Source organism: Arthrobacter cavernae, from assembly GCF_017368795.1.
Lineage (GTDB): Bacteria > Actinomycetota > Actinomycetes > Actinomycetales > Micrococcaceae > Arthrobacter > Arthrobacter cavernae.
Genome location: NZ_JAFNLL010000029.1, coordinates 69840 through 94154 on the forward strand (window position 1 = coordinate 69840; position 24315 = coordinate 94154).

The following is a 24315-nucleotide window of genomic DNA, read 5'->3' on the forward strand; positions in this document are numbered from 1 at the left end:
GACCTAGCCCAGGCGGGACTTCAGTCCGTCAAGCTCTGCCAGAAGCGCGGCCGGCAGGGAACCGCCGAACTTTGCGTACCATTCCTCAATGGAGGCCAGCTCGGTCTCCCACTCGGCGGGGTCCACGCGGACGGCGTCCTCGACCTGGGCCGGGGTCATGTCCAGGCCCTCAAGGTCGATCGACGCGCCGGTCGGCACGAAGCCGATGGGGGTCTCCACGGCCTCGGCCTTGCCCTCGAGGCGCTCGATGGCCCACTTGAGGACGCGGGCGTTGTCGCCGAAACCGGGCCAGGCGAAAGCACCCTCGGCCGTGCGGCGGAACCAGTTGACCAGGAAGATCTTGGGCAGCCGCTCGGGGTTGGCCTTAGCGGACAGGTTCACCCAGTGGTTCAGGTAGTCGCCTGCGTCGTAGCCGATGAACGGCAGCATGGCCATGGGGTCGCGGCGGACCACGCCGACGGCGCCGGCCGCTGCAGCCGTGGTTTCGGAAGACAGCGTGGAACCCATGAAGATGCCGTTGGACCAGTCGCGGGCCTCGGTGACCAGCGGGATGGTGGTCTTGCGGCGGCCGCCGAACAGGATCGCGGACAGCTCCACGCCCTCCGGGCTGAAGTATTCCTCGGCCAGCATGTCGATCTGGTCGATCGGCGTGCAGAAGCGCGAGTTCGGGTGTGCGGCCGGAGCGCCCGATTCCGGGGTCCAGTCGTTGCCGCGCCAGTCGGTCAGGTGTGCCGGAGTTTCCTCGGTCATGCCCTCCCACCAGACGCCGTCGTCGTCGGTCATAGCAACGTTGGTGAAGATGCTGTTGCCCTTGGCGATGGCGCGCATGGCGTTCGGGTTGGTGCCCCAGCCGGTGCCGGGAGCGACGCCGAACAGGCCGGCCTCGGGGTTGACGGCGCGGAGCTCGCCTTCCTTGCCGAAGCGCATCCAGGTGATGTCGTCGCCGAGGGTCTCCACCTTCCAGCCCTTGATGGTGGGATCGAGCAGCGCGAGGTTGGTCTTGCCGCACGCGGAGGGGAAGGCAGCGGAGACGTAGTAGGTCTTCTGCTCCGGGGAGGTCAGCTTCAGGATGAGCATGTGCTCGGCCAGCCAACCCTCGTCGCGGGCCATGACGGAGGCGATGCGCAGGGCGTAGCACTTCTTGCCGAGCAGGGCGTTGCCGCCGTAGCCGGAACCGAAGGACCAGATGGAGCGCTCTTCCGGGAAGTGCACGATCCACTTGTCCGTGTTGCACGGCCAGGCGACGTCGGCCTGGCCGGCTTCGAGGGGCGCACCCAGGGAGTGCAGGGCCGGGACGAAGAAGGCGTCGGTCTGGGTAATGCGGTCCAGGACGTCAGTGCCGATGCGGGCCATGATGCGCATGGAAGCCACAACGTAGGCGGAGTCGGTGATCTCGACGCCGAACTTCGGGTCCTCGGCATCCAGGTGGCCCATGACGAACGGGATGACGTACATGGTGCGGCCGCGCATGGAGCCGGCGAACAGTCCGCGCAGCTTCTGCTTCATTTCGGCCGGGGCCATCCAGTTGTTGGTGAAGCCTGCGTCGCGCTCGTTCTCGGAGCAGATGAAGGTTTGCTCTTCAACGCGGGCAACGTCTGCCGGATCGGAGAATGCCGCGAAGGAGTTCGGGAAGGTCTCCGGGTTCAGCCTCTTCAGCGTGCCGGCCGCGACGAGTTCGTCGGTCAGCTTCTTGTTTTCCGCTTCGCTGCCGTCGACCCAGTGGATGCGGTCCGGCTGTGTCAGCTCGGCTACTTCCTCGACCCAGGCCAGCAGGCGTGCATGCGTAGTAGGTGCCTTCTCAAGCAGCGGCAGTCGCGCCAGATCGCCCATCGTGGTTCCCTTCCTCGGGTTCAGTGGTGTGTCCTAAATGCTAGGGGTCGCGGACCAGACCAATTCGAGGTCAGACATGGGATAACCGAGGGGTCTTGGGGCAAAACCGCGGAAAATCAAGGAAGCACCTCCCGAATCGCGCCATTTTCGTGACCAAGGTCACATAGACCGGTCTAGTTAGCCAGATTACACCGTTTCGATTTGGCACTTCGCGGGAACTCCAGTAAAGTTTATTGAGGTTCGAGGGGGTCAGAGAAACAGACCGCCGAGAATCACACGAAATGCGCCCATAGCTCAGCTGGATAGAGCGTCTGTCTACGGAACAGAAGGTCAGGGGTTCGAATCCCTTTGGGCGCACAAATGAAAGACCCGCACCGCTTCGGCGGTGCGGGTCTTTTTTCGTTAACCCAGGCACCGTGATGGCCGGCTTCAGGCGCGTGCCGCACAACAGCGAGGCCCCGCGCCTGGACATCATCCACGGCCAGCACGGGCGTCCGCGCCGCCGTGGCCGCCATCCTGGCGAAGGTGGGCAAGTAGCCGCCCGGCGGGCTGACCGCAAGCGCCAAGGGCCGCCGTCCTGGCGAAGGTGGGCAAGTAGCCGCCCGGCGGGCTGACCGCAAGCGCCAAGGGCCGCCGTCGTACTTGTCAGGAAAGTACGACGGCGGCCCTTGCGTTTGCTGCGGATGCTACTCGGAGACGGCCTCTCCGATGCGGCTGCGGATGCCGTCGAAGTGGCGGTTGAGCCGCTCGGAGGCGGCGATCTTGTCGCCGGAGGCCACGGCGGTGTAGATGCTGCGGTGCATAGCCGCGGTGGCGATGAGGTCCTCGTTGCCCATGCCGATCTCCACATGGATCTTGCGATAGACCTTCCAGAAGACGCCCATGAGGTTGAGCAGAAGATCGTTGTTGAGGGGCTCGAAGAGGCGGCGGTGGAACTCGGCGTCGGCGGCCACGAAATGCTCGCCGGCCGCTGCCTGCTCCTCCATCTTCTTCACGGAGTCCTCGATCAGGGCCAGCTGCTCGGTGGTCATGACGTCCATGGACGAGCCGATGAGCCCCGATTCCAGGGCCTGCCGGACATCCACCAACTGCAGTGCCTCGACGCCCTGGTGGCGCAGCGACAGCCGGCCGCGGAAGGACAGGCCATCCGCGAGGGCTTCGAAGTTGCTGGGGGCCACGAACATGCCGAAGCCGTGGCGGATCTCGATCACGCCGAGCGCCTGGAGCACCTTGAGGGATTCCCGCAGGGTGTTGCGGCCCACGCCAAGGGCCACGGAAAGCTCGTTTTCGGTGGGCAAGGGGTCACCGGCCTCGAGTTCACGTTCGAGGATCAGGTCCATGATGTCCGCCTGCAGCGCCCTCAGCCGGGTCTGTGCGCTGAACCGCGCCTGCGGAACGACACCTGAAGTCGTCATTGGCTCTCCTTGCGAAAAAATGTGTGGATCTGTCCCCGGAGCCAGGTGGGGCCTAGGACGTGGAATCAGCACGGTGTTAATATTGAGGCGAGCCTATCGGCTGCCTGAGAGCAAGTGACTCTCGATATAGAATATCGGATGTCCCACCTCCTTGGTAAGTATGTCTTCCTAAGTATCCGAAAAAAGTTTCGCGGCCCGCCCCCTCGGTCCCGGTACCGCAGTCAACTCCCTGGCCACCGCACCCGGAACCGGCGCCCTTCCGTAACTGATTCGTGACACGAACCTCGCTTGACGTCCCCGTGTGACCACCCTTACAGTTTCAATACGAGCATCGGACGTCCTACATCCGATAACTATTCTTGAATGGTGAGGCATCTTATGAGCAACACGATCAATAACCTGCCGCTGGTCAACGACGCCAGCCGCCGGAACTTCCTCAAGCTGACCGGCGCAGTTGGTGCGGCCGCAGCATTCACGGCAAGCCTTTCCGCTTGTGGCGGCGCAGCCACGACCACGGGCACCACGGCCAGCGCAGCAGCGGTGAACAAGGACCTGACCATCGAAGCGGGCATCTCCTACGCCCTCTCCACCGGCTTCGACCCGCTGAGCTCCTCCGGCGCCACCCCGATGGCCGCGAACCTGCACATCTTCGAAGGCCTCATCGAGCTGCACCCGGCCACCCGCCAGCCGTACAACGCCCTGGCGGCAGCCGACCCCAAAAAGGTCAACGACACCACGTACCAGGTGACCATCCGCGAAGGCGCCAAGTTCCACGACGGCAGCCCGGTCACCACCGAAGACGTTGCCTTCTCCTTCACCCGCGTCATGGACCCGGCGAACAAGTCCCTGTTCTCCCAGTTCATCCCCTTCATCCAGGACGTCAAGCCCGTTGACGCCAAGACGGTCGAGTTCACCCTCAAGTACGCGTTCCCGGGCTTCGGACCGCGCATCTCCGTCGTCAAGATCGTCCCCAAGGCCCTGGCCACGGACCTGAAGGCCTTCGACGCCAAGCCTGTCGGCTCGGGCCCCTACAAGCTGATCTCCGCCGTCAAGGACGACAAGATCGTCTTCGAAGCGTTCGCCGACTACAACGGCCCCAAGCCGGCACTGGCCAAGGGCATGACCTGGCTCCTGCTCTCGGATGCCGCAGCACGCGTCACCGCCGTCCAGTCCGGCCGCGTCCAGGCCATCGAAGACGTCCCGTACCTGGACATTGACGGCCTCAAGTCCAAGGTCAAGGTCGAATCCGTCCAGTCCTTCGGCCTGATGTTCCTCATGTTCAACTGCGCCAAGGCGCCGTTCGACAACAAGCTGGTCCGCCAGGCCCTGCACTACGGCCTGGACAAGGAAGCCATCATCAAGAAGGCCCTGTTCGGCAACGCCAAGGCGGCCAGCTCCTACTTCCAAGAAGGCCACCCGGACTACGTCAAGGCCAAGAACGTCTACGGCTACGACGCTTCGAAGGCAGCCGATCTGCTCAAGCAGGCCGGCGTCACGAGCCTCGAATTCGAACTGCTCACCACGGACACCGCCTGGGTCAAGGACGTTGCCCCGCTGATCCTCGAATCCTGGAACAAGATCCCGGGCGTGAAGGTCACCGTCAAGAGCATCCAGTCCGGCGCCTTGTACGCCGACCGTGTCGGCAAGGGCGACTACACCGTGGTCGCAGCCCCGGGCGACCCCTCCGTCTTCGGCAACGATGCAGACCTGCTCCTGAGCTGGTTCTACTCGGGCGCCACCTGGATGGAAAAGCGCGCCTACTGGACCACTCCGGAGCGCACCAAGCTGCAGGAGCTGATGAACAAGGGGTCGCAGGCCACCGCGGCAGAGGCCAAGGGAATCGTTGGCCAGATCGTGGACCTCGTTTCCGAGGAAGTCCCGCTGTACCCGATCTTCCACCGCCAGCTCCCCAGCGCCTGGGACGAGAAGAAGCTCAACGGCTTCAAGCCGCTGCCCACCACGGGCATGTCGTTCATCGACGTTGGACGCACCTCCTAAGGAGCGCATCTCCCGGGATCTCCTGGGACAGGCACCACCAACTCGACGCGGCAGAGGGGCTGTGGCCAGCTGGCCATGGCCCCTCTGGGCTGAGTAGCACTACACCGTGACGCAGGCCACCCCTGCAGCACACCAGACAAACCGGAGAACAAATTGGTCACGATATTGCGTCTGCTTGGCCGCAGACTCGCAGCACTGCCATTGATGATCCTGGGCATCACCCTGCTCGTCTTCCTCGTCCTGCAAGCAGCCCCCGGCGACCAGGCCAGCTCGGCCCTCGGCGAGGGCGCCAGCGAAGAAGCAAAGCAGCAGTACCGCCAGGAAAACGGCCTGAACGATCCGCTGGTCATCCAGTACTTCCGCTTCCTCGGCAGGCTGCTGCAGTTCGACCTCGGCGTCACCACCCCGCCGGCGAAGTCGGTCGCCTCCATGATCGGCTCGGCGTTCCCCCTGACACTGCAGCTGACCTTCCTGGGTGTCCTCATCGCCATCGTGCTGTCCCTGACCTTCGGCATCATGGGCGCCCTCTACCGGGACAAGTGGCAGGACCAGCTGGTCCGCGTCTTCTCGATCGCCGCGATCGCCACGCCGTCGTTCTGGCTGGGCATCCTGCTGATCCAGTGGTTCGCGCTCGGCGCCAACCCGCTGTTCCCCTCGGGCGGCATCGCGACGCCGGAATCCGGCTTCGGCGGCTGGCTCAACTCAATGGCCCTCCCGGCCCTCGCGCTCGGCATCCCGGTCTCGGCCTCGCTGATCCGCGTGGTCCGCACCTCGATGGTGGAAGAACTGGACCGTGACTACGTCCGCACCGCCATCGGCAACGGTGTCCCCTACCGCGAGGTCGTCTCCAAGAACGTCCTGCGCAACGCCCTCGTCACCCCGGTGACCGTGCTGGGCCTGCGCGTGGGCTACCTGCTCGGCGGCGCCGTCGTGATTGAAATGATCTTCGCTCTTCCCGGCATGGGACAGCTGATCCTCAACGGCATCACCAACCTGGACGTCAACCTGGTCCAGGGCGTGGTGCTCACCATCTCCGTCACCTTTGTTCTGGTGAACATCGTGGTGGACCTCCTGTACCTGCTCATCAACCCCCGAATCAGGACGGTATAGCTCATGCGTAGCAAGCTCGCTGAACGGCTGAGTGCCCCGGGCATCCGTTTCAAGGCCCTGCCCTGGGGCTCCCGCATCGCCCTGCTCTTCCTCATCATGATCGTCCTCGCGGCCGTCTTCGCTCCGGTCATTGCCCCGCACGACCCGCTGGAGACGTTCATCCCGGCCACCGCACCCGGCGCCGAGCATCTCTTCGGCACCGACCGCCTGGGCCGCGACATCTTCTCGCGCCTGCTGTTCGGTGCACAGTCCTCGCTCATGATCGGCCTGGGGGCCGTCGCCCTGGCGATCCTCGTCGGCGCCCTCCTCGGCTCCTTCGCGGCGACGTCCAGCAAGTCCGTCAACGAGATCATCATGCGTCTCATGGACATCCTGATGGCGTTCCCGGGCATCGCCCTCGCCGCCGTGCTGCTGGCCGCGTTCGGCAACTCGGTTCCGACCATCATCATCGCGATCGCCATCATCTACACCCCGCAGCTGGCCCGCGTGGTCCGCGCCAACGTGCTCTCCCAGTACGGCGAGGACTACGTCCGTGCAGAGCGTGTGATCGGTGCCGGCCGCTTCTACATCCTGCTCAAGCACATCGTCCGCAACACCGCGGCCCCCGTGCTGGTGTTCGCAACCGTCATGGTGGCCGACGCCATCATCCTCGAAGCCTCGCTGTCTTTCCTGGGCGCAGGCGTGCAGGACCCCGCACCGTCCTGGGGCAACGTGATCTCCTATGGCCGCAACCTGGTCCTGTCCGGCGGCTGGTGGGCCACCACCTTCGCCGGTGTGACCATCCTGCTGACCGTGCTGTCCCTGAACATCCTGGCCGAGGGCCTCACCGACGCCATGGTGAACCCGAAGCTTCGCAAGGCGCCCGTAGTGAAGGACGACGACGGTTCCGCCGCCGCCGTCGCCGGCGCCGCCATTGACACCGAGATCGCAACGTCCGTGGCCCAGCCGTCCGTGGTGGAAGAGCACGAGCTCGACGCCGTCCGCACGGCCACCGGGGATGCCCTCTCCGACGAGGACTACAACGACGCCGATGTGCTCGCCGACCCGAAGCTGGCCGCGGCGAACCCGCACCTGCTGCTGGACAAGGAACTGGAACTGCTGGCGGCCATCGAGGCCAAGCGCACCGACCGCCTCCCCCAGGTACCGGCCGGCGCCCGCAACGTCCTCGAAGTCAAGAACCTGTCCATCCGCTTCCCGGGCCGCTTCGGCGGCACCGCGATCGTGGACAACGTCTCCTTCACCGTCCGCGAAGGCGAGACCATGGGCCTGGTGGGCGAATCCGGCTGCGGCAAGTCCATCACCTCCCTCGCCGTCATGGGCCTGCTGCCCAAGACCGCGCAGATCACCGGTTCCATCAAGTTCGACGGCAAAGAACTCCTGGACCCGTCCATCCAGCACAGCGACGTAAAGGCCTACCAGGGCCTGCGCGGCGAGCAGATCGCCATGGTCTACCAGGACGCCCTGAGCTCCCTGAACCCGTCCATGAAGATCAAGGACCAGATGGAGCAGCTGACCAAGCGCGGCGGCCGCAAGACCCCCGCGGAGCTGCTGGAACTGGTCAAGCTCGATCCCGTCCGGACGCTCGCCAGCTACCCGCACGAGCTCTCCGGCGGCCAGCGCCAGCGCGTGCTGATCGCCATGGCCCTGTCCCGTTCGCCGAAGATCGTGGTGGCCGATGAGCCCACCACCGCCCTGGACGTCACCGTCCAGAAGCAGGTTGTGGACCTCCTCAACGAACTGCGCGAGCAGCTCGGCTTCGCCATGGTCTTCGTCAGCCACGACCTTGCCCTGGTGGCCTCCCTGGCCCACCGCATCACGGTCATGTACGCCGGCCAGGTGGTGGAGTCCGCACAGGCCTCCGAGCTCCTGCAGAACCCCAAGCACGAGTACACCCGCGGCCTGCTCGGCGCTGTCCTCTCCATCGAGGCCGACGCCGTCCGCCTGCACCAGATCCCCGGCACCGTCCCGTCCCCTCGCGACTTCGCCGCGGGCGACCGCTTCGCCGCACGTTCGCTGCGGTCCGACGCCGACCCCAAGCAGCAGCTGGTCCTCACCTCCGTAGGCGGGGATGCCGACCACTACTGGGCGAGCCACCTGAAGGAGGACGCAAAATGAGTCAGTCAATGCAGCAAGACTCAAAGCCGGTCATCGAGCTCAAGGACGTCAAGGTCTACCACCGCGCCCGGACCGGCGGCCTGTTCCGGCCGAATATCGTCAAGGCCGTCGACGGCGTCGACTTCACCATCAGCCGCGGCGAAACCGTCGGGATCGTCGGCGAGTCCGGCTGTGGCAAGTCCACCCTCGCCTCCGTGCTCGTGGGACTGCAGACCCCGACGTCGGGCGAGGTCCTCTTCCACGGCAAGCCCGCCATCAAGCGGAACGCCCACATGCGCAAGGCATTCGGCCGCTCCGTGTCCGTGGTCTTCCAGGACCCGGCCACGGCGCTGAACCCGCGCATGACCATCCAGGACATCCTCACGGACCCCCTGCAGATCCACGGCATCGGCAACGCGGCCTCCCGCGCGGCCAAGGTCAAGGAACTGCTGGCCCTGGTGGGCCTGCCGCAGTCCGCGGCCGAGGTCACGCCGTCGCAGGTTTCCGGCGGCCAACGCCAGCGCGTGGCGATTGCCCGCGCCCTGGCCCTGGACCCGGACATCATCGTGGCGGACGAACCGACGTCGGCCCTCGACGTCTCCGTCCGCGCACAGGTCCTGAACCTGCTGTCCGACCTGAAGACCCAGCTGAACCTCGGCATGGTCTTCATCTCGCACGACATCCAGACCGTCCGCTACGTCTCGGACCGCATCTGCGTCATGTACTTCGGCAAGATCGTCGAACAGGGCACAGCCAGCCAGGTCTTCGACAACCCCAGCAACGACTACACCAAGAAGCTGCTGGGCGCCGCGCCGAGCCTGCTCCACATCTAGCTTTTCCCCTTTAAATAAGTTCCAAACAACGGAGAATTCTGTGTCTACTCAGTTCCAGGGCGTCATCCCCCCGGTCATCACCCCCCGTCACAGCGACGGTTCCATCGACACCGCGTCGCTGAAGAACGTCACCAAGCACCTGATCGACGGCGGCGTGTCCGGCCTGTTCGTCCTCGGCTCCTCCGGCGAGGTCCCCTACATGACCAACGCCGAGCGTGAGCTGGTGGTCTCCACGATCGCCGAGGCCAACGCCGGCGCCGTCCCGCTGGTGGTGGGCGCCAACGAGCAGACCACCAACCGCGTGATCGAGGAAGCCAAGAAGGTCATCGACCTCGGCGCCGACGCAATCGTGGTCACCTCCATGTACTACGCCATCGGCAACGTCCAAGAGACCGAAACCCACTTCCGCAGCATCCACGCCGCCGTCGACAAGCCGATCTTCGCCTACGACGTCCCGGTCCGCACCCACTTCAAGCTGCCCACGGACCTCCTGGTCCGCCTCGGCAAGGACGGCGTCATTGCCGGCGTCAAAGACTCCTCCGGCGACGACGTCTCCTTCCGCCAACTGCTCCTCGCCGCCAAGGACATCCCCAACTTCGACATCTTCACGGGCCACGAAGTTGTAGTGGACGGCGCCCTCCTGGGCGGCGCCCAGGGCGTTGTCCCGGGCCTCGGCAACGTTGACCCGGCCGGCTACCGCCGCCTGTTCGACGCGGCCCAGGCCGGCGACTGGGCCCAGGCCGCAGCCGAGCAGGACCGCCTGGCCGACGTCTTCGAGATCGTCTACACCCCCAACGGCCGCGTCTCCGGCGGCGCAGCAGGACTGGGCGCCTTCAAGACCGCCCTCCAGGTCATGGGCATCATCGAATCCAACACGATGAGCCACCCGATGCTGTCCCTGAACGCCGACGAAACCGCCGCGATCAAGGCCATCCTCGAGCGCAACGACCTGGTCTAAGGTTCCTGACGCGACCGGGCCTGCCGAGACCATGCGGCAGGCCCGGTTGTGTTGAAGCCGGCACTTCGACCCGCCATTCGTGGGTGTCCGTGGCCGGGTCGTGTCGCAGGGGCCATTTTGCCGTCCCTTAGACACCTCCCGCCGCCGCATTCCCGTCGCTGAGCGACGTCCATGCGTCTCTGGTCGGCGATGCGGGACTACGCAAAACAGCCCCTCCGACACTCAGGCGGGCATGTCACCTGAGGCGATTCGAGCGTCTTGCAGCCGCAGGCGGCCAAGATGTCGGCAGTGAGCCGAACAGCTAAGGCGCCGGGCCGGGGTCTTGCGTAGGCGCGCATCGCCGACCAGAGTCGTCCGCAGGTCGCCCAGCGACCGGAGGACGACGCCGGGAGGTGTCTAAGCGCCAGCAAGGCCGCGGTCCGGCGCCGACCCAGCCACAACTAACCTGACCACGGCAGAACCGCAGCGATCCACAGAGCTGCAGCAAACAGAACGACTTCGGAGGACAAGCATGACGTACGTGATCGGTGTTGATCTTGGGGGGACCAAGACTGCTGCCGGCGTTGTGGCTGCCGACGGGGCCCTGGTGTTCACGGAGCAGATCCCTACGCTGAACCGGGACGGCGGCGAGGCCATCCTGGATGCGACCGCGCGGCTCGTGCAGGGTCTCATCCAGCGGGCTGCGGGCGAGGGGATCGACGTCGGGGGCGTGGGCATCGGCTCGGCCGGGGTCATTGATGCTGCGGAGGGGACCGTGGTTTCGGCGACGGACGCGATCCTGGGCTGGAGCGGGACCAAGCTGACCGCGGGGTTGGCGCAGCGGCTGGGGTTTGCCGGCGGGGATGTCAGGGCCGTCAACGACGTGCATGCGCATGCACTGGGCGAGGCGTGGCTGGGGGCTGCTGCGGGGTCCTCGAGCTCGCTCATGGTGGCCTTCGGAACGGGGGTCGGTGGCAGCTTTGTGCTGGACGGCGCGCCGGTCCTGGGCCATCGTTTTGTGGGCGGGCATGTGGGGCATTTTGCCTCGCCGTACGCGTACCACGAGGGCACGGCCCTCCCCTGCGTGTGCGGCCATGCGGGGCACGTCGAGGCCATTGCCTCCGGCCCCGCCATTTACGAATCTTTCCTCCGCTTCGGCGGCTCCCCCGATGTTCCGGACACCCGTGCCGTGTTCGCCCTGGCGCACGACGGCGATGCTGCCGGCGCTGACAGCGCTGCCGCGATTCGTGCCATCGGCGTGGGCGCCGCCGCCGCCGGGCAAGCCGTGGGCGGGCTCATCAACATCCTGGACCCGGAGACCGTGGTGGTGTCCGGCGGCCTGGCCGATGCAGGCGATCTGTGGTGGCAGCCGATGGAGCGTGCCCTGCGCGAAGAACTTCTTGCCCCGCTCGCGGACGTCCCCGTGCTGCGGGCCACGCTGGGCAACACCGCGGCCATTGTGGGCGCGGCGAAACTTGTACTGAAGTAACCACGAATACCTGAGGAGACCCCATGATCCTGACCCCCGAAGGCCTCGAGGCCCTCCGTTCCCAGCTGATCGTCTCCTGCCAGGCCTACCCGGGCGAGCCCATGCGCGATCCCCGCACCACGGGCCAGGTGGCGGCGTCGGCGGTCATCGGCGGCGCCGCGGCGATCCGCGTCCAGGGCCTGTCCGACGTGCAGTTCACGCGGACCGCCGTCGAGGTCCCCGTGATCGGGCTCTGGAAAGACGGGCACGACGGCGTCTTCATCACCCCCACGCTCCGGCACGCCCTCGCGGTGGCGAACGCCGGCGCACACATCGTGGCGATCGACGGCACCCGCCGCGCACGCCCGGACGGGCTGAGCTTCAAGCAGACGGTTGAGGGCATCCACGCCGGATCCCATGCCCTCGTCATGGCCGACTGCGGCTCCTACGCCGACGCCGTTGCCGCCGTCGAGGCCGGCGCGGACCTGATCGGCACCACCCTCTCCGGGTACACGGGCGAGCGCCCCAAGACCGACGGCCCGGACCTCGAGCTGCTGGCGGAGATCGCCGGCGCCGAGCTCGGCAAGCCGCTCATCGCCGAGGGCCGCATCCACACCCCCGCGCACGCCCGGCAGGCGCTCGACGCCGGCGCGTTCGCCGTCGTCGTCGGCACCGCGATCACCCATCCGGCCAGCATCACCGGCTGGTTCAAGGGTGCGATGCACGGCTGAGGCCTCACGTCGCGTTGCGGGGCCTTCTCTACGGGCCTGGCAACGCTGGGAGCACGCAGAGCAGGCCTCACAACGCCCAACCGGGCGTAGGCTGTCCCCATGACTGCCGAGAGTTCCCGGGAATTCGATGTCATTGTGATCGGCGCGGGCGCCGTCGGGGAAAACGTCGCGGACCGTGTGGTCCGCGGCGGACTGACGGCGGTGGTGATCGAGGCCGAACTGGTGGGCGGCGAATGCTCCTACTGGGCCTGCATCCCGTCCAAGGCGCTGCTCCGGCCCGGTTCCGCGCTGCACGCGGCCCAACTGGTTCCCGGCGCGGCCGAGGCCGTCACCGAAACCCTGGACGCCAGCGCCGCGCTGAAGCACCGGGACTGGTTCACCGCCCGCTGGCAGGACCACAGCCAGGTGAAATGGCTTGAGGACACGGGCATCGAACTCATCCGTGGGCGCGGGCGCATCACCGGCCCCCGCGAGGTCCAGGTGGACGGCCTGGACGGCAACAGCTACGCGCTCAAGGCGACTCACGCCGTCGTGGTCGCCACCGGCTCAACACCCACTATCCCGGACATCGACGGTCTCAAGGACGTCCCCTACTGGACCACGCGCGGAGCCACCTCCGCGCGCACGATCCCCGAGCGGTTCATGGTGGTCGGCGGCGGCGTGGCCGGCGTCGAGCTCGCCCAGGCCTTCGCACGGCTGGGGGCAGACGTCGCGCTTGTGGCTCGCGGCCGGTTGCTGAGCACTTTCCCACCCGAGGCCGCGAAACTTGTGGCGGCAGGGCTGCGCGCGGACGGCGTGGACCTCCGCCTGAATGCCGACATGCATCGGGTCGAGAAGAACGACGACGGTTCCCTCACCGTGACGCTGGGCGACGGAAAAACGCTCACCGCTGACAAGCTCCTTGTCGCGTCCGGCCGGCACCCCGCTCTGGCCAATCTTGGCCTCGAGAACGTGGGCGTCGAGGCTCAGAACGACAAGCCACTGCGGCTCACCACGGACTCGACAGGCTTGGTGGAGGGCGCCGCGAGCGATGGCACCAGCGGCCTTTGGCTCTACGCGGCCGGCGATGCCGCGGGCAAGGCCCTTCTCACGCACCAGGGGAAGTACGAGGCCAGGGCCACGGGGGACGCGATCGTTGCCCGTGCTGCCGGGAAAATTCATGGCGCGCCGCAGCCCTGGAGTCCGGTGGTCCAGACCGCCAATGAGCATGCCATCCCAAGCGTGGTGTTCACCGACCCCGAAGTCGCCTCCGTAGGACCGACGCTGGAACAGGCACTGATTCGCGGGATCAATGCCACCTCCGTGGAACTGCCCATCAACGTGTCGGGCTCCCAGCTGCTTTCCTCCGGCTACAAGGGGTGGGCGCAGCTGGTGGTGGACGAGGACCGCAAGGTGATCCTCGGGGCGACGTTTGCAGGCCCGGGAGTGGCGGAGCTGCTGCACGCGGCCACCATCGCGATCGTGGGCGAGATTCCGTTGGAGCGGCTGTGGCACGCGGTGCCGTCGTTCCCCACGCTGAGCGAGGTGTGGCTGCGGCTGCTGGAGAAGTACGGACTCTGATCCGCGAACAACAACTGATCAGCCAACCACAAGGGGGATGTTTCATGACTGCCATCAATTCCGTTTCCTCGGACCGGCGGACGCTCCTGAAGACCATTGGGGTCGGGGCTGTCGGAGTCGCGGCGATGCCGCTTCTGGCCGCCTGTACCGGCGGTTCCGCCCCGGCGTCGACGTCGGTCTCGCCGTCGGGGTCGCTTCTGCCGGCACCGCCGGGGCCCGTTCAACCGCTGCTGGACCGGGCCAAGGTGGACGCCGCCCTGGCCTGGCTGGACGCCTTCGTCCAGGACGCGATGGACAAGACCGGGCTGCCGGGCATGGCCGTGGGGGTGGTGTACCGGGACGAGATGGTGCACGCCAAGGGATTCGGCCTGCGTGAGGTGGGGAAGCCCGAAAAGATCACCGCCGACACGGTGTTCCAGATCGCCTCGGTGTCCAAGCCGCTGGCGTCAACGGTGGTGGCGGGCGTGGTGGGCCGGAGCGTGCTCAAATGGACGGACCCCGTCATTGGCTACACCAAGGCTTTCGCGCTCAAGGACGAGTTTGTCACCCGGAATGCCACTCTTGCCGACCTCATGTCGCACCAGAGCGGTTTGCGAACCGGTGCGGCGACTTACTGGAGGACCTGGGCTTCGACCGTTCCTACATTCTGGGGCACCTCAACCAGGAACCCCTGGACAGGTTCCGGGCCAGCTACAACTACAGCAACTTCGGCTACACCTGGGGCGGCCAGGCCGCCGCCGACGCGATGAAGACCTCGTGGGAGGACCTGGCCGAGGAGGTCCTGTTCCGGCCGCTCGGCATGTCCTCGAGCAGTTACCGCTACTCGGACTTCGAGAAACGGGCCGACCGGGCCATCATCCATGTGCCCGTGGGGGATGGAAAATGGGAAGCCAGGTACCACCGCAACGCCGATTCCCAGGCCCCGGCCGGGAGCGCGAGCTCGTCGGTCCGGGACCTTGCCCAATGGCTCCGGCTGCAGCTCGCCAGCGGCAGCTACGAGGGCAAACCGGTGATTGACCCGGCCGCCCTGCAGACGAGCCATGTTCCGCACGCCGTCTCCGGACCGGCGTCGGACCCGGACGCCCGGAGCCGCTTCTATGCCCTCGGCTGGAACGTCGGCTACGACGATCAGGGCCGCGTGTCGCTGAGCCATTCAGGCGCGTTCAATCTGGGGGCCGCCACCGCCGTCTCGATGCTTCCCGGCGAGCAGCTCGCCATCGTGGTCCTCACCAACGGGCGGCCGCAGGGAATCCCGGAGGCGGTGACCGCCGGCTTCATGGACGCCGTCCAGCACGGAGCGCCCGCGGTGGATTGGCTCACGTTCACCGCCGGCGTGTTCCAGCAGATCTATGAGTCCGAGAAGCCGAAGGTGGATTACTCCCAGCTACCGGCCACCCCGGCTCCCGCCCAGCCCCTGGGGGTATACGCCGGCACGTATGCCAACTCCTACTACGGGCCGCTGCTCGTCACCGAGAAGGACGGGAAGCTGGCCATGACCATGGGCCCGGACGCCGGCCCAACGACATTCCCGCTCACCCACTTCGACGGTGACACCTTCAGCTTTGAAACCATCGGCGAAAATGCCAACGGCCTGGCGGGTGCGCTGTTTGCCGCCGGCGGCCCGGCGCCCAGCGTCAGGCTGGACTTCTACGACCGCACCGGGCTGGGGACGTTCACGCGGAGCTGACGGGGGGCGCCTGCTTCCGGCCCGGACAGCATGGCCGGTTCCGCCTACAAAGGCACGTGACCGATCCATTCCAAACCGGGGAACTCCGCGTTGAGGTTCTTGACCAGATCATGATCGAGAACCCTTCCGTGGGCTGACGGCTCTATGAGGTCACCAACAACGATGTGCCGGGCAACGGCACGCGGGCTGGGAGAAGCGAAAGCCAACTGTTCAAGCTCTGCCAGCGGGAAGGCCCGCGCCGTGACGTGGCGCTCCCAGTCCTCATAGACCACAACAAGCAGATCAGGAGGCAGCGACCTTGCAGCGCGGAAACGCACGTCCCCGAGTGTCCGCGGAGAAACGTCGGAGAACGCGCCAATGAATGCGGACACCCAGGTCTCGAGATCTCGCGTTTCAGTCATGGTTCTCCTTGGACGTTGAGGCCCCGAATTCGTGGCACCGGCGGCATAGCCACCTAACCACAGACGAGCCGACGCGTGAGCGACGTTCCTCCCCAGTTGCATCCCTCTGGCACAGAGCAGCGGCCAATCGAACCGCGGCATTCCAGGGATCCAACCGTGCCGGGTGTCAGGCAACTGGGCAGGAGCGCGGGGAACGGCGCCAGGCCTATTTGAACTGACTGGTCAGTTTAGTTAGACTGATAGCAGACACCCGGTTCTGCGAAAGGTCCCATTGTGCTGTCCGCACAGCAACTCCAGATCAACGGCCGCCGGGATGACCTCCTGCCCGCCACGTCATTGCAGGCACGCCGGGGCGAGCTCCTCCTCGTGGCCGGGGACGGGCAGGAGCAGCGGACCGCCCTGGCGCTCGCCCTCAGCGGCCGCATGAGGCCGGGCAGCGGCCTCCTGAGCTGGGACAACAACGCCAAGACCAAGAAGGTCCGGATGGCCAGCGCCTTGGTGGACTCCCCCGGCGTCAACGAGCCGGAGCAGCACCTCAGCGTCCGCGACCTGGTCACCGAGGATCTCGCCCTCATCCCCCGCCGGTACCGCGGCGCCCTCCTCAGCAAGCCCTGGCTCAAGGTCAACAGCTTCGAGGACATCGCCGGGCTCTGGACCGAACAGCTTCCAGCCAGCCGCCGGATCGAACTCCTCACCACGCTCGCCCTCGCCGACCCCGCCACGGACCTGCTGGTGCTCGACTCCCCGGACCGGCACAGCGCCGACCCCGGCGCGTGGCTCCCCCGGCTTGAGCAGTTGGCGTCCGACGCCGGGCGGCCGCTCGCCGTCGTCGCCGTCGTCTCTGCCCTCCCGGACACTTGGACGGGCGCCGCCGCGGTGATCGGCAACTCCGTTTCGCCGTCCGCCCACCGGCCGGAACCGGCCACACACGAAGCAACACCCTCCCTGCAAAGGACCGCAAAGTGACTGTTCTGCGGCTGGCCCGCTCCGAGCTTAAGCGCATGACCGGCGGGCTCCTGCCCAAGCTGACCATCCTCGCCCTGACCATGGTGCCGCTGATCTACGGCGCCGTGTACCTCTACGCGAACTGGGACCCGTACGGGAACCTGGACCGGATCGACGCCGCCCTGGTGGTCGAGGACACCGGGGCCACGGCTTCGGACGGAACCGAGCTGCAGGCCGGCCGGAAGGTTGCCGACTCCCTGGTGGAGGGCCACGTCTTCAACTGGCAGGCCGTCGACAGCGCCGCCGAAGCGGACGCCGGCGTGGAGACCGGCAAATATGCCTTCGCCCTGAAGATCCCCATGGACTTCTCCGCGAACCTGGTCTCGCCCGGCAGCTTCGACGCCGCCAACCAGGCCATGCTCAATGTGACCACCAACGACGCCAACAACTACCTCCTGGGCACCATCGTGGACAAGCTCACCACCGCGGTCCACTCCACCGTGGCCAAGGAAGTGGGCGAGGAGACCGCCAACCAGCTCCTCGCCGGCTTCGGCACCATCCACACGTCCATCGTGAAGGCCGCCGACGGTGCCGCCCAGCTGGCCGACGGCGTCGGGAAGCTCAGCGACGGCGCCACCACCCTGCATGACGGCACCACCCGGCTCCGCAACGGGACCGGCGAACTCGTGGCCGGCCAGACCCAGCTGCGCGACGGCGCGAACCAGCTGGCCGACGGCGCCGGTCAGCTCAGCGCCGGACTCACCGAGCTGAAGGACAAGACCGCCACCCTGCCCGCCGATGCGCGGAAGCTGGCCGACGGCGCCGCCCAGGTGGCCGCCGGGAACGCCGAGCTGAACACGAAAGTCCAGGACGTCGTCGGGCAGCTGGACACGCTCGACGCCGGCCTCCGGGACCGCGTGCTGGCCTCCAATGCGCGGCTCGTCGCCGCCGGGGTGTTGAGCCAGGAGCAGGCGGACAAGGTCCTGGCGGACTTCGACGCCGCCGCGGCGTCCGGCCCCGCAGCGGATGCCAAGGCGAAGATCGCCGGCGACGCCGCCAAGATCCAGCAGCTCTCGGACGGCTCGGCCGCTGTCAGCGCAGGCGCCGCCAAGCTCGCCGGGGCCACGCCCGCGCTGACGGACGCGATCGCGCAGGCCTCGGCCGGCGCGGGGCAGCTCAGCTCCGGGGCCTCCACCCTGGCCGCCGGCCAGCAGCACGCGCTCGACGGTGCGGTGGCGCTCTCGGAGGGTGCCGCCAAGCTCGACGACGGCGCGGGGCAGCTCGCCAGCGGCACCGTCACCGCCTCCGACGGCGCCCACACCCTGGCCTCCGAGCTGGCCAAGGGCGCCGGCCAGATCCCCAACCCGGACGACTCCCAGAAGAGCAACGTCTCCAAGGTGATCGCCGATCCCGTCGCGGTCAACAACGTCTCGCAGGCCAAGGCCGGGTCCTACGGTGCCGGGCTGGCCCCGTTCTTCCTGACACTGTCCCTGTGGATCGGCGTGTTCATGCTGGTCCAGGCCATGCGGCCCATCACCCAGCGGGCCCTGGCTTCGAACGCCCCCGCCTGGAAAATCGCCGTCGGCGGCTGGCTGCCGTTCTTCGTGGTCTCCGTGCTGCAGGCCAGCATCCTGACGCTGGTGGTGAACCTCGGGCTGGGCCTGAACCCCGCCCACCCGTTGCTCATGTGGCTGTTCATGCTGGCGGCCGTCATGGCGTTCACCGCGATCATCCAGGGCATCGTGGCGCTGCTGGGGACCCCCGGAAAGTTCGTGGTGCTGGTCCTGATGGTCCTGCAGCTGGTCTCCTCCGGCGGCACCTTCCCCTGGCAGACCACCCCGATGCCGCTTCATGTAGTGCACGAAGTCCTGCCCATGGGCTACGTGGTGACCGGCATGCGGCACCTGATCTACGGCGCGGAGCTGTCCATGATCTGGCCGACCGTGCTGGGCCTTGTTGGCTACACTGTGCTGGGGATGGGACTGTCCACCCTGGCGGTCCGCAAGCACAAGACGTGGACCCTCAAGACCCTGAAGCCGGAGATCGCAGTATGAGCACCCAGGACTCCGGAGCGGCAGCCGCTCCAGCGGCTCCTGCCGGGGCGCCCGGGAAAAAGCTCCGCCCGGCCCGCACCAACGCGACCAAGCAGCGGCTGTTCGAGGCGTCCATGGAGCTGATCGGCGAGCGCGGTGCGGCCGGGGTCACGGTGGACGAGATCGCCGCCGCAGCAGGGGTGTCCAAGGGCACGGTGTATTACAACTTCGGCAGCAAGTCCGATCTGATCGCCCAGCTCCTGCGCCACGGCGTGGACATCATGCTGGGCAGGCTCCAGGCTATCGAGGGCCAGGCCAGTGATCCCCTCGAGGCCATGGAGGGCATGGTGGGCCAGGCCATGGACTTCATGGACGACTACCCTTCCTTCGCCCGGCTCTGGGTCAGCGAAAACTGGCGCACCCCCAGCGAATGGGGCAAGGTCTTCGCCGAACTCCGGGAGGAGCTCCTGGCCGTGATCCGAGGTGCCATCGACGCCGTGGCGGACCGCTACCCCGTGGACCGCTCGATCGCGCAGGGCAGCCTGGAAGCGGCCACCCTGGGTGCCATCTTCGTGGTGGGCCTGGACCGGCAGACATACAACCCCGAGCGCACGCGGGAGCAGAGCATCGCCGCGATCATGACCATCATGCGCGGCTACGTCCTGCACTAAACCAGCACCCCCGAGTTTATGTACAGCTCCTGACCTCATGGACGGCTTTTAGGGGCATGATCTGCACATAAACTCGTCACATGGGAAACAGCGGGAAGCTTGCGGTGGTGGCCGCCGTCGTGTCCGTTGGGCTGCTCGCCTTGACCGCTGCCGTGCTCGAGGAGGCGCTCCTGTACCTTTTCCTGGCCTCGCTGCTGACGTGCTACCTGGCGTCCGTGGTCCAGGTGTTCAACCGCCGGCGCTACCTGACGGTTGTGGCCGGCGCCGCGGGAACCAGCCTGTTCATCGGCTTCTCCATCGCCTTCCTGCGTATGTGGGGCCTCGCCTTCAACCAGGACGCCGACGCTTTCGGCACGGCGGTCAGCAGCCGGGACTCGGACATCTACTTCTACCTCGCGGTGGTGGCCGGCTGCGGCACGCTGCTGCTCCTGTTCGCCGGTGCGGTGCTGCCGGGCCGTTCGGCGCGGACGACGGCGGTGCGGCGCCCGGCCACGTCCCCCAAGCGGCCGCCTGCCCGTACGGCACAGCGCCCGGCGCCGCGCACAGCAGCGTCAGCCGCCAAGCGCCCCGTGCAGCGGAAGCCTACGGCACCCGCCAAGCGTCCGGCGTCGGGCTCTGTTCAGCGCAAGGCTGCCCCGAAGCGCTGACCGTCAGCCGGTTCCACTCATCCGTGGATCGTTGCTCAGCCGCTGTTCCGTCGCTGCCCCTATGTGTCAGCAACGGACAGTGGGCCAGCGACGTAGGAACCCCCCTTTCGGGATAGGCTTCCGACATGTCCCTGACGCCTTTGACCGAGGTTCCGGAATTCCTGTCCAGCTTCCTCGCCCGCGTTCGCCCGGTGCAGGCAAGGACAGTGCTCCTGGACAACCTTCTTCCGCCCTTTCCGCTGTACGCGCGCGTGTTGAACCGCGCCGAACGGGGGTATGGCCCCACTTCAAGCTGGCAGGATCTGGGAGGCCCAGGTCTTGAGGTGGACGCCTCTACGCAATGGACCGACATCGTCGGGAGCAACCCGGAGGCCGCGGACTGGAACGTGGCGATGGGATCCGTTGACGGCTCTACGGCGGCCGGCCTGGCCGGGATTTTGGGTCGCCATACGTCCACGCCTGAGCACTGCTGGTTTCTGTTCTGGGAAGGCTACGCCGGCATCGGAGATGGCATCGGCCCAGCCACAACCGCCACGATCACTGTCAACCCGGACCGGAGCATGTATGTCCTGACCGGACCGGTGGCAGATGCCATGGAATTGGCGGGCGGCGAGTTCTACCTCCGTCGCCCACTGTGGTGGATCCCGGCCGACGGTGCCTGGTGCGTCGGCAACGACCTCTACGGCCGCAGCGTGTACGTCGGCGCCAGCGTGGAGGCACTCTCCGAAATCCTCCAAGAACCCACACTGGAAAGCCACCCGGTGCGGGGGCAGCACTTGGTAGCGGCCGAGGACTTCTGACAGGGCACGGGACAGCAGATCCGGCCACATTGAGCCCGGCCACGTCGCCTGATCTGCTGGACGAACGCCGGGCCTTGCGGCGCGGCGCGGTCCTAGCGCGGCACCTTGAAGTGCGTGAGCCGGGCGTCCTGGCCGTCGAGTTCGGCCCACGGCTTGTTGATCTCCATGACCGTCAGCGCGCTCGTGGGGTACCGCGTGGCGGCGTCCATGTAGGCGTCGTGGTCCGAGTCGCGCGAGGCCAGATGCATGGCGAGGTCCTGCACGCCGGGCATGTGGGCGAAGATCATGAGCGTGGTGACGGTGTCCGGAACGTGGTTGATGACCGTCAGCATGCGCTGCGCGGAGGCGGCATACAAGCCGTCCTCAAGTTTCGGCGTCGGGGCCTTGTCGCCCAGTTCATTGCACACCCACATGCAGGTCTGACGGGTCCGCAGCGCGGAGGAACACAGGATGAAGTCGGGGACCACATGGTGCTTGAGCAGCCATTTCCCGGCGAGCGGAGCCTCATTGTGGCCGCGTTCCGCCAGGGGCCGATCATGGTCCGGCACCCCCATGGGCCAGTCCGACTTGGCGTGCCGCATGATCACCAGACGCTTGATGTGATGGTCGCTCATCCCCCCACCTTATCGCCGCGGAGGCACATGCTCACTGGCCCGGACGCGCGAAAGCGCCCACCGCCAAGGGAGGGCGCTGCAGCGCAGCGGGATTTCGCGTAGTGCCGCATCGCCGACCAGAATGCTGCGGAGGTCGCCCAGCGACCTGAGCGGCATGGCGGGAGGTGTCTAAGGCACGGCGAAATGCCGCGAAGCGAAAGCGCCCGCTCCCCAGAAAGGGAACGGGCGCTTTCGCGCGTTGTGAAAGCTAGATCGAGTATTCCGGAGCGGCCCAGACGATGACCTCGGGGTGCTCGTAGAAGCGGTAGCCCTGGCCGCGCACGGTGCGGACGGTGTTCGCCAGGCGGCCCAGCTTGGAGCGCAGGCGGCGGATGTGGACGTCGATGGTGCGCTCGTTCGGCACTTCCTCGGCGTTGCGCCACAGGCCCTCGAGCAGTTCGTCGCGGCCCACGGTGCGCGTGCCGTTCTCGACGAGGTAGTTCAGGAGTTCGAATTCCTTGAACGTGAGGTTCAGGGATTCCCCGTCCAGGTGCACTTCACGGCGGGCCAGGTCGATCAGCACGCCCGAGGGGCGCACATCCTGCTGCTGTGCCGGACGGGCAGGTTCGGTGCGCTGGCGGGCGGCCACGGTGGGGTCACCGAAGGTGGAGCGGACGACGTCGAGCGCGGAACCGGGCGCTCCGGCCGGCGCGACGGCGACGGCTGCGTAGCTCTCGGCGCCCGTCACGAGCGACTGGGCGTAGGCGCGGATCTCCTGGGCGAGCTTGGCGATCGAGGTGCCGGCAGCCGCCGCGGTTTCCTCATCGATGCCCATGTAGAGGACAAAACCACGGGCCACGTTTTCGTTGGGCACGGGGCGGAGGGCACGCTCGGCCGGGGCCACGACGGGCGTGGGGGCAGTCATGGGTGCGGCCTCGCTGGCCGGCACGGCGCGCAGCTGGCCGTACGAGCTGGGGTTGTAGCCCTGGGGAACATAGCCAGGTGCCTGCTGGCCATTGGCCTGGCTCGGCTGGGCGTACGCCGGGCGGTTGCCGAAGCCGGGACGGAGCCCTGCGTTGGAGGCGGCCTTGTTGGCGTTACGGACGGAGATGTGGACGTATCCGGATGCAACTGACATGGATTGCTTACCTCAAAGTGAATAGCCGTCATCGCGGCTTCGAATGCTGGTTGTCCCCGCAATGAGTTTGGGGATGGGCGCCCAACGGCGGGCTAGGGGCGAATGCCTGAAACTTTTTTGGGGTGGAAAGTTAGGCTTGCATTCGACAACGGCACATCGGGTCACCGGCGGGTGTGCTGGGCCTGACTTCTGCGGCTGCAGGTGCTGTTGAGTTCTTGTTCACATTGGAAGTGTGCAACGTAACAATGGCAACTTGCAAGTAACAATAGGCCAAAACGTCCACATTCTGAGACGTGGAGCACTATTGTGCCGCAGATCACAATTTGATCATGACGAACGATGACCGGATAGCGTGCGGAAATTGTGGCAAATTTCGTCCCTGCGGTGAACATTGTTCGCCCTATACGGCATCATGACCCATCGGGTTCGAAGGTTTGCTTTAATCTCGAATCCCAAAATCTGAAACAGATGTTGCCTAATCTCAAGCCCGAATCAGCTAGGGTTTGGCCCCAATTTCTGCTACGTGGCGTAGAAGTGGTGCCGCCATGGCCCGGGCAGCCCGTGCCCGGCACGCCTCGCCCGTCGCGGCCAGCCGCCGCCCTCGTGGTTAGGCTGGAACTCACAGCGTGCTCACAGGTTCGGCAAAGCACCGGTTAACCGGCAGATCGGAGAGTTGTCCCATGGCATCCTCGCACTCCATGACCAACAACCTTCCCCAGCTGACCCACCCGGACGGCTCTCCCATCCGCGCCCTGGTGGTGGACGACGAACCCAGCCTTGCCGAGCTCATGAGCATGGGCCTGCGCATGGCCGGCTGGTCCGTGGCCGTGGCCGGTGACAGCCCCGCAGCCGTCAAGCTCGCCAAGGATTTCCGCCCCGACGTGCTGGTGCTGGATGTGATGCTGCCAGGGTTCGACGGCGTGGAGCTGCTGGGCAGGATCCGCGCCTTTGCGCCGGAGGTGCCTGCGCTGTTCCTCACCGCCAAGGATGACGTGCAGGATCGCATCACGGGCCTGGCCGCCGGCGGCGACGACTACGTCACCAAGCCGTTCAGCATGGAGGAAGTCCTGCTGCGCCTGCACCGCCTGGTCCAGCGCTCCGGCGTTGCCGCGATGGATACGGCCGAGCTGGTGGTGGGCGACCTGACCCTCAATGTGGACACCCGCGAAGTCACCCGTGCCGGCGAGGACATCCCGTTGACGGCCACACAGTTCGAACTGCTGCGCTATCTCATGGAAAACCCCAAACGCGTGGTCAGCAAGGCGCAGATCCTGGACCGCGTATGGGACTACGACTTCGGCGGGCAGGCCAACATCGTGGAGCTCTACATCTCCTACCTGCGCAAGAGAATCGAAGCCAACCATCCGCCCATGATCCACACCGTGCGCGGCGCCGGCTACGTCATCAAGCCCGCAGACTAGGCC

21 protein-coding genes and 1 tRNA gene are annotated in these 24315 nt (G+C 66.7%); 17 read left to right on the plus strand and 5 right to left on the minus strand.

The annotated features are described in order from the left end of the window. Window positions 1–3: 3 nt before the first annotated feature. Window positions 4–1830 (minus strand): phosphoenolpyruvate carboxykinase (GTP), encoded by a 1827-nt coding sequence (locus J1902_RS12730; RefSeq protein ID WP_207616615.1) that lies wholly within the window; start codon window positions 1828–1830, stop codon window positions 4–6. Between the two features lie 283 nt (window positions 1831–2113). On the opposite strand from J1902_RS12730, the gene J1902_RS12735 reads away from it, so the two are divergent. Next, window positions 2114–2187: transfer RNA gene (locus tag J1902_RS12735), tRNA-Arg, on the plus strand. 329 nt (window positions 2188–2516) lie between these two features. Here J1902_RS12735 and J1902_RS12740 read toward each other — a convergent pair. Next, a complete protein-coding gene (locus tag J1902_RS12740; protein WP_207616616.1) occupies window positions 2517–3245 on the minus strand; it encodes a FadR/GntR family transcriptional regulator in 729 nt (242 codons plus the stop codon). Between the two features lie 363 nt (window positions 3246–3608). On the opposite strand from J1902_RS12740, the gene J1902_RS12745 reads away from it, so the two are divergent. From J1902_RS12745 to J1902_RS19705, 10 genes are all read left to right on the plus strand, one after another. Further along, window positions 3609–5243 (plus strand): ABC transporter substrate-binding protein, encoded by a 1635-nt coding sequence (locus J1902_RS12745; protein WP_207616617.1) that lies wholly within the window; start codon window positions 3609–3611, stop codon window positions 5241–5243. Between the two features lie 153 nt (window positions 5244–5396). Further along, window positions 5397–6353: an ABC transporter permease gene (locus J1902_RS12750; RefSeq protein ID WP_278253637.1), complete on the plus strand. Its 957-nt coding sequence runs from the start codon at window positions 5397–5399 to the stop codon at window positions 6351–6353. Window positions 6354–6356: 3 nt separating this feature from the next. Further along, window positions 6357–8468, plus strand: coding sequence for a dipeptide/oligopeptide/nickel ABC transporter permease/ATP-binding protein (locus J1902_RS12755; RefSeq protein ID WP_207616618.1), 2112 nt, complete (start codon window positions 6357–6359; stop codon window positions 8466–8468). Beyond that, window positions 8465–9280 carry an ATP-binding cassette domain-containing protein gene (locus J1902_RS12760; protein ID WP_207616619.1) on the plus strand — a complete coding sequence of 272 codons (816 nt, stop codon included), beginning with the start codon at window positions 8465–8467 and terminating at the stop codon, window positions 9278–9280. Before J1902_RS12755 ends, J1902_RS12760 begins: the two co-directional genes overlap by 4 nt. A gap of 40 nt (window positions 9281–9320) precedes the next feature. Then, window positions 9321–10238, plus strand: a complete 918-nt coding sequence (locus J1902_RS12765) for a dihydrodipicolinate synthase family protein (RefSeq protein WP_207616620.1) — start codon at window positions 9321–9323, stop codon at window positions 10236–10238. A 511-nt stretch (window positions 10239–10749) separates the two neighbouring features. Beyond that, window positions 10750–11706 carry an ROK family protein gene (locus J1902_RS12770; RefSeq protein WP_207616621.1) on the plus strand — a complete coding sequence of 319 codons (957 nt, stop codon included), beginning with the start codon at window positions 10750–10752 and terminating at the stop codon, window positions 11704–11706. Between the two features lie 23 nt (window positions 11707–11729). Next, complete coding sequence (locus tag J1902_RS12775; RefSeq protein WP_207616622.1) at window positions 11730–12416, plus strand: N-acetylmannosamine-6-phosphate 2-epimerase; 687 nt, start codon at window positions 11730–11732, stop codon at window positions 12414–12416. Window positions 12417–12515: 99 nt separating this feature from the next. Next, window positions 12516–13976, plus strand: a complete 1461-nt coding sequence (locus J1902_RS12780) for a dihydrolipoyl dehydrogenase family protein (RefSeq protein WP_207616623.1) — start codon at window positions 12516–12518, stop codon at window positions 13974–13976. Between the two features lie 44 nt (window positions 13977–14020). Next, window positions 14021–14725 (plus strand): serine hydrolase domain-containing protein, encoded by a 705-nt coding sequence (locus J1902_RS19700; protein ID WP_278253638.1) that lies wholly within the window; start codon window positions 14021–14023, stop codon window positions 14723–14725. Further along, window positions 14647–15663, plus strand: a complete 1017-nt coding sequence (locus tag J1902_RS19705) for a serine hydrolase (protein ID WP_278253640.1) — start codon at window positions 14647–14649, stop codon at window positions 15661–15663. The genes J1902_RS19700 and J1902_RS19705 overlap by 79 nt, the downstream gene beginning before the upstream one ends. 44 nt (window positions 15664–15707) lie before the next feature. On the opposite strand, the gene J1902_RS12790 is transcribed toward J1902_RS19705, so the two are convergent. Then, on the minus strand, window positions 15708–16064 hold the full coding sequence (locus tag J1902_RS12790; protein WP_207616624.1) for a hypothetical protein: 357 nt from the start codon (window positions 16062–16064) through the stop codon (window positions 15708–15710). Between the two features lie 273 nt (window positions 16065–16337). On the opposite strand from J1902_RS12790, the gene J1902_RS12795 reads away from it, so the two are divergent. From J1902_RS12795 to J1902_RS12815, 5 genes are all read left to right on the plus strand, one after another. Beyond that, window positions 16338–17030: a P-loop NTPase family protein gene (locus tag J1902_RS12795; protein WP_207616625.1), complete on the plus strand. Its 693-nt coding sequence runs from the start codon at window positions 16338–16340 to the stop codon at window positions 17028–17030. Further along, window positions 17027–19063 (plus strand): YhgE/Pip domain-containing protein, encoded by a 2037-nt coding sequence (locus J1902_RS12800; RefSeq protein ID WP_207616626.1) that lies wholly within the window; start codon window positions 17027–17029, stop codon window positions 19061–19063. Before J1902_RS12795 ends, J1902_RS12800 begins: the two co-directional genes overlap by 4 nt. After that, window positions 19060–19713: a TetR/AcrR family transcriptional regulator gene (locus tag J1902_RS12805; protein ID WP_207616627.1), complete on the plus strand. Its 654-nt coding sequence runs from the start codon at window positions 19060–19062 to the stop codon at window positions 19711–19713. The genes J1902_RS12800 and J1902_RS12805 overlap by 4 nt, the downstream gene beginning before the upstream one ends. 80 nt (window positions 19714–19793) lie before the next feature. Beyond that, window positions 19794–20360, plus strand: coding sequence for a hypothetical protein (locus J1902_RS12810; protein WP_207616628.1), 567 nt, complete (start codon window positions 19794–19796; stop codon window positions 20358–20360). 125 nt (window positions 20361–20485) lie between these two features. Further along, window positions 20486–21160, plus strand: a complete 675-nt coding sequence (locus tag J1902_RS12815; RefSeq protein WP_207616629.1) for a hypothetical protein — start codon at window positions 20486–20488, stop codon at window positions 21158–21160. Between the two features lie 92 nt (window positions 21161–21252). Here the strand turns inward: J1902_RS12815 and J1902_RS12820 are convergent, their stop codons facing one another. Together J1902_RS12820 and J1902_RS12825 are read right to left on the minus strand one after the other, a co-directional pair. Next, a complete protein-coding gene (locus tag J1902_RS12820) occupies window positions 21253–21774 on the minus strand; it encodes a SixA phosphatase family protein (RefSeq protein WP_207616630.1) in 522 nt (173 codons plus the stop codon). Between the two features lie 247 nt (window positions 21775–22021). Further along, window positions 22022–22891 carry a winged helix-turn-helix domain-containing protein gene (locus J1902_RS12825; protein WP_207616631.1) on the minus strand — a complete coding sequence of 290 codons (870 nt, stop codon included), beginning with the start codon at window positions 22889–22891 and terminating at the stop codon, window positions 22022–22024. A 680-nt stretch (window positions 22892–23571) separates the two neighbouring features. Here J1902_RS12825 and J1902_RS12830 point away from each other — a divergent pair. Continuing rightward, window positions 23572–24312, plus strand: coding sequence for a response regulator transcription factor (locus tag J1902_RS12830; RefSeq protein ID WP_207616632.1), 741 nt, complete (start codon window positions 23572–23574; stop codon window positions 24310–24312). The last annotated feature ends 3 nt before the right edge of the window (window positions 24313–24315 follow it).

Coding starts and splice junctions, on each gene's coding strand:
- J1902_RS12730 (WP_207616615.1), bottom strand. CDS start 1,830: ATGGGCGATCTGGCGCGACTGCCGCTGCTTGAGAAGGCACCTACTACG.
- J1902_RS12740 (WP_207616616.1), bottom strand. CDS start 3,245: ATGACGACTTCAGGTGTCGTTCCGCAGGCGCGGTTCAGCGCACAGACC.
- J1902_RS12745 (WP_207616617.1), top strand. CDS start 3,609: ATGGTGAGGCATCTTATGAGCAACACGATCAATAACCTGCCGCTGGTC.
- J1902_RS12755 (WP_207616618.1), top strand. CDS start 6,357: ATGCGTAGCAAGCTCGCTGAACGGCTGAGTGCCCCGGGCATCCGTTTC.
- J1902_RS12760 (WP_207616619.1), top strand. CDS start 8,465: ATGAGTCAGTCAATGCAGCAAGACTCAAAGCCGGTCATCGAGCTCAAG.
- J1902_RS12770 (WP_207616621.1), top strand. CDS start 10,750: ATGACGTACGTGATCGGTGTTGATCTTGGGGGGACCAAGACTGCTGCC.
- J1902_RS12775 (WP_207616622.1), top strand. CDS start 11,730: ATGATCCTGACCCCCGAAGGCCTCGAGGCCCTCCGTTCCCAGCTGATC.
- J1902_RS12780 (WP_207616623.1), top strand. CDS start 12,516: ATGACTGCCGAGAGTTCCCGGGAATTCGATGTCATTGTGATCGGCGCG.
- J1902_RS19700 (WP_278253638.1), top strand. CDS start 14,021: ATGACTGCCATCAATTCCGTTTCCTCGGACCGGCGGACGCTCCTGAAG.
- J1902_RS12790 (WP_207616624.1), bottom strand. CDS start 16,064: ATGACTGAAACGCGAGATCTCGAGACCTGGGTGTCCGCATTCATTGGC.
- J1902_RS12805 (WP_207616627.1), top strand. CDS start 19,060: ATGAGCACCCAGGACTCCGGAGCGGCAGCCGCTCCAGCGGCTCCTGCC.
- J1902_RS12810 (WP_207616628.1), top strand. CDS start 19,794: ATGGGAAACAGCGGGAAGCTTGCGGTGGTGGCCGCCGTCGTGTCCGTT.
- J1902_RS12815 (WP_207616629.1), top strand. CDS start 20,486: ATGTCCCTGACGCCTTTGACCGAGGTTCCGGAATTCCTGTCCAGCTTC.
- J1902_RS12820 (WP_207616630.1), bottom strand. CDS start 21,774: ATGAGCGACCATCACATCAAGCGTCTGGTGATCATGCGGCACGCCAAG.
- J1902_RS12825 (WP_207616631.1), bottom strand. CDS start 22,891: ATGTCAGTTGCATCCGGATACGTCCACATCTCCGTCCGTAACGCCAAC.
- J1902_RS12830 (WP_207616632.1), top strand. CDS start 23,572: ATGGCATCCTCGCACTCCATGACCAACAACCTTCCCCAGCTGACCCAC.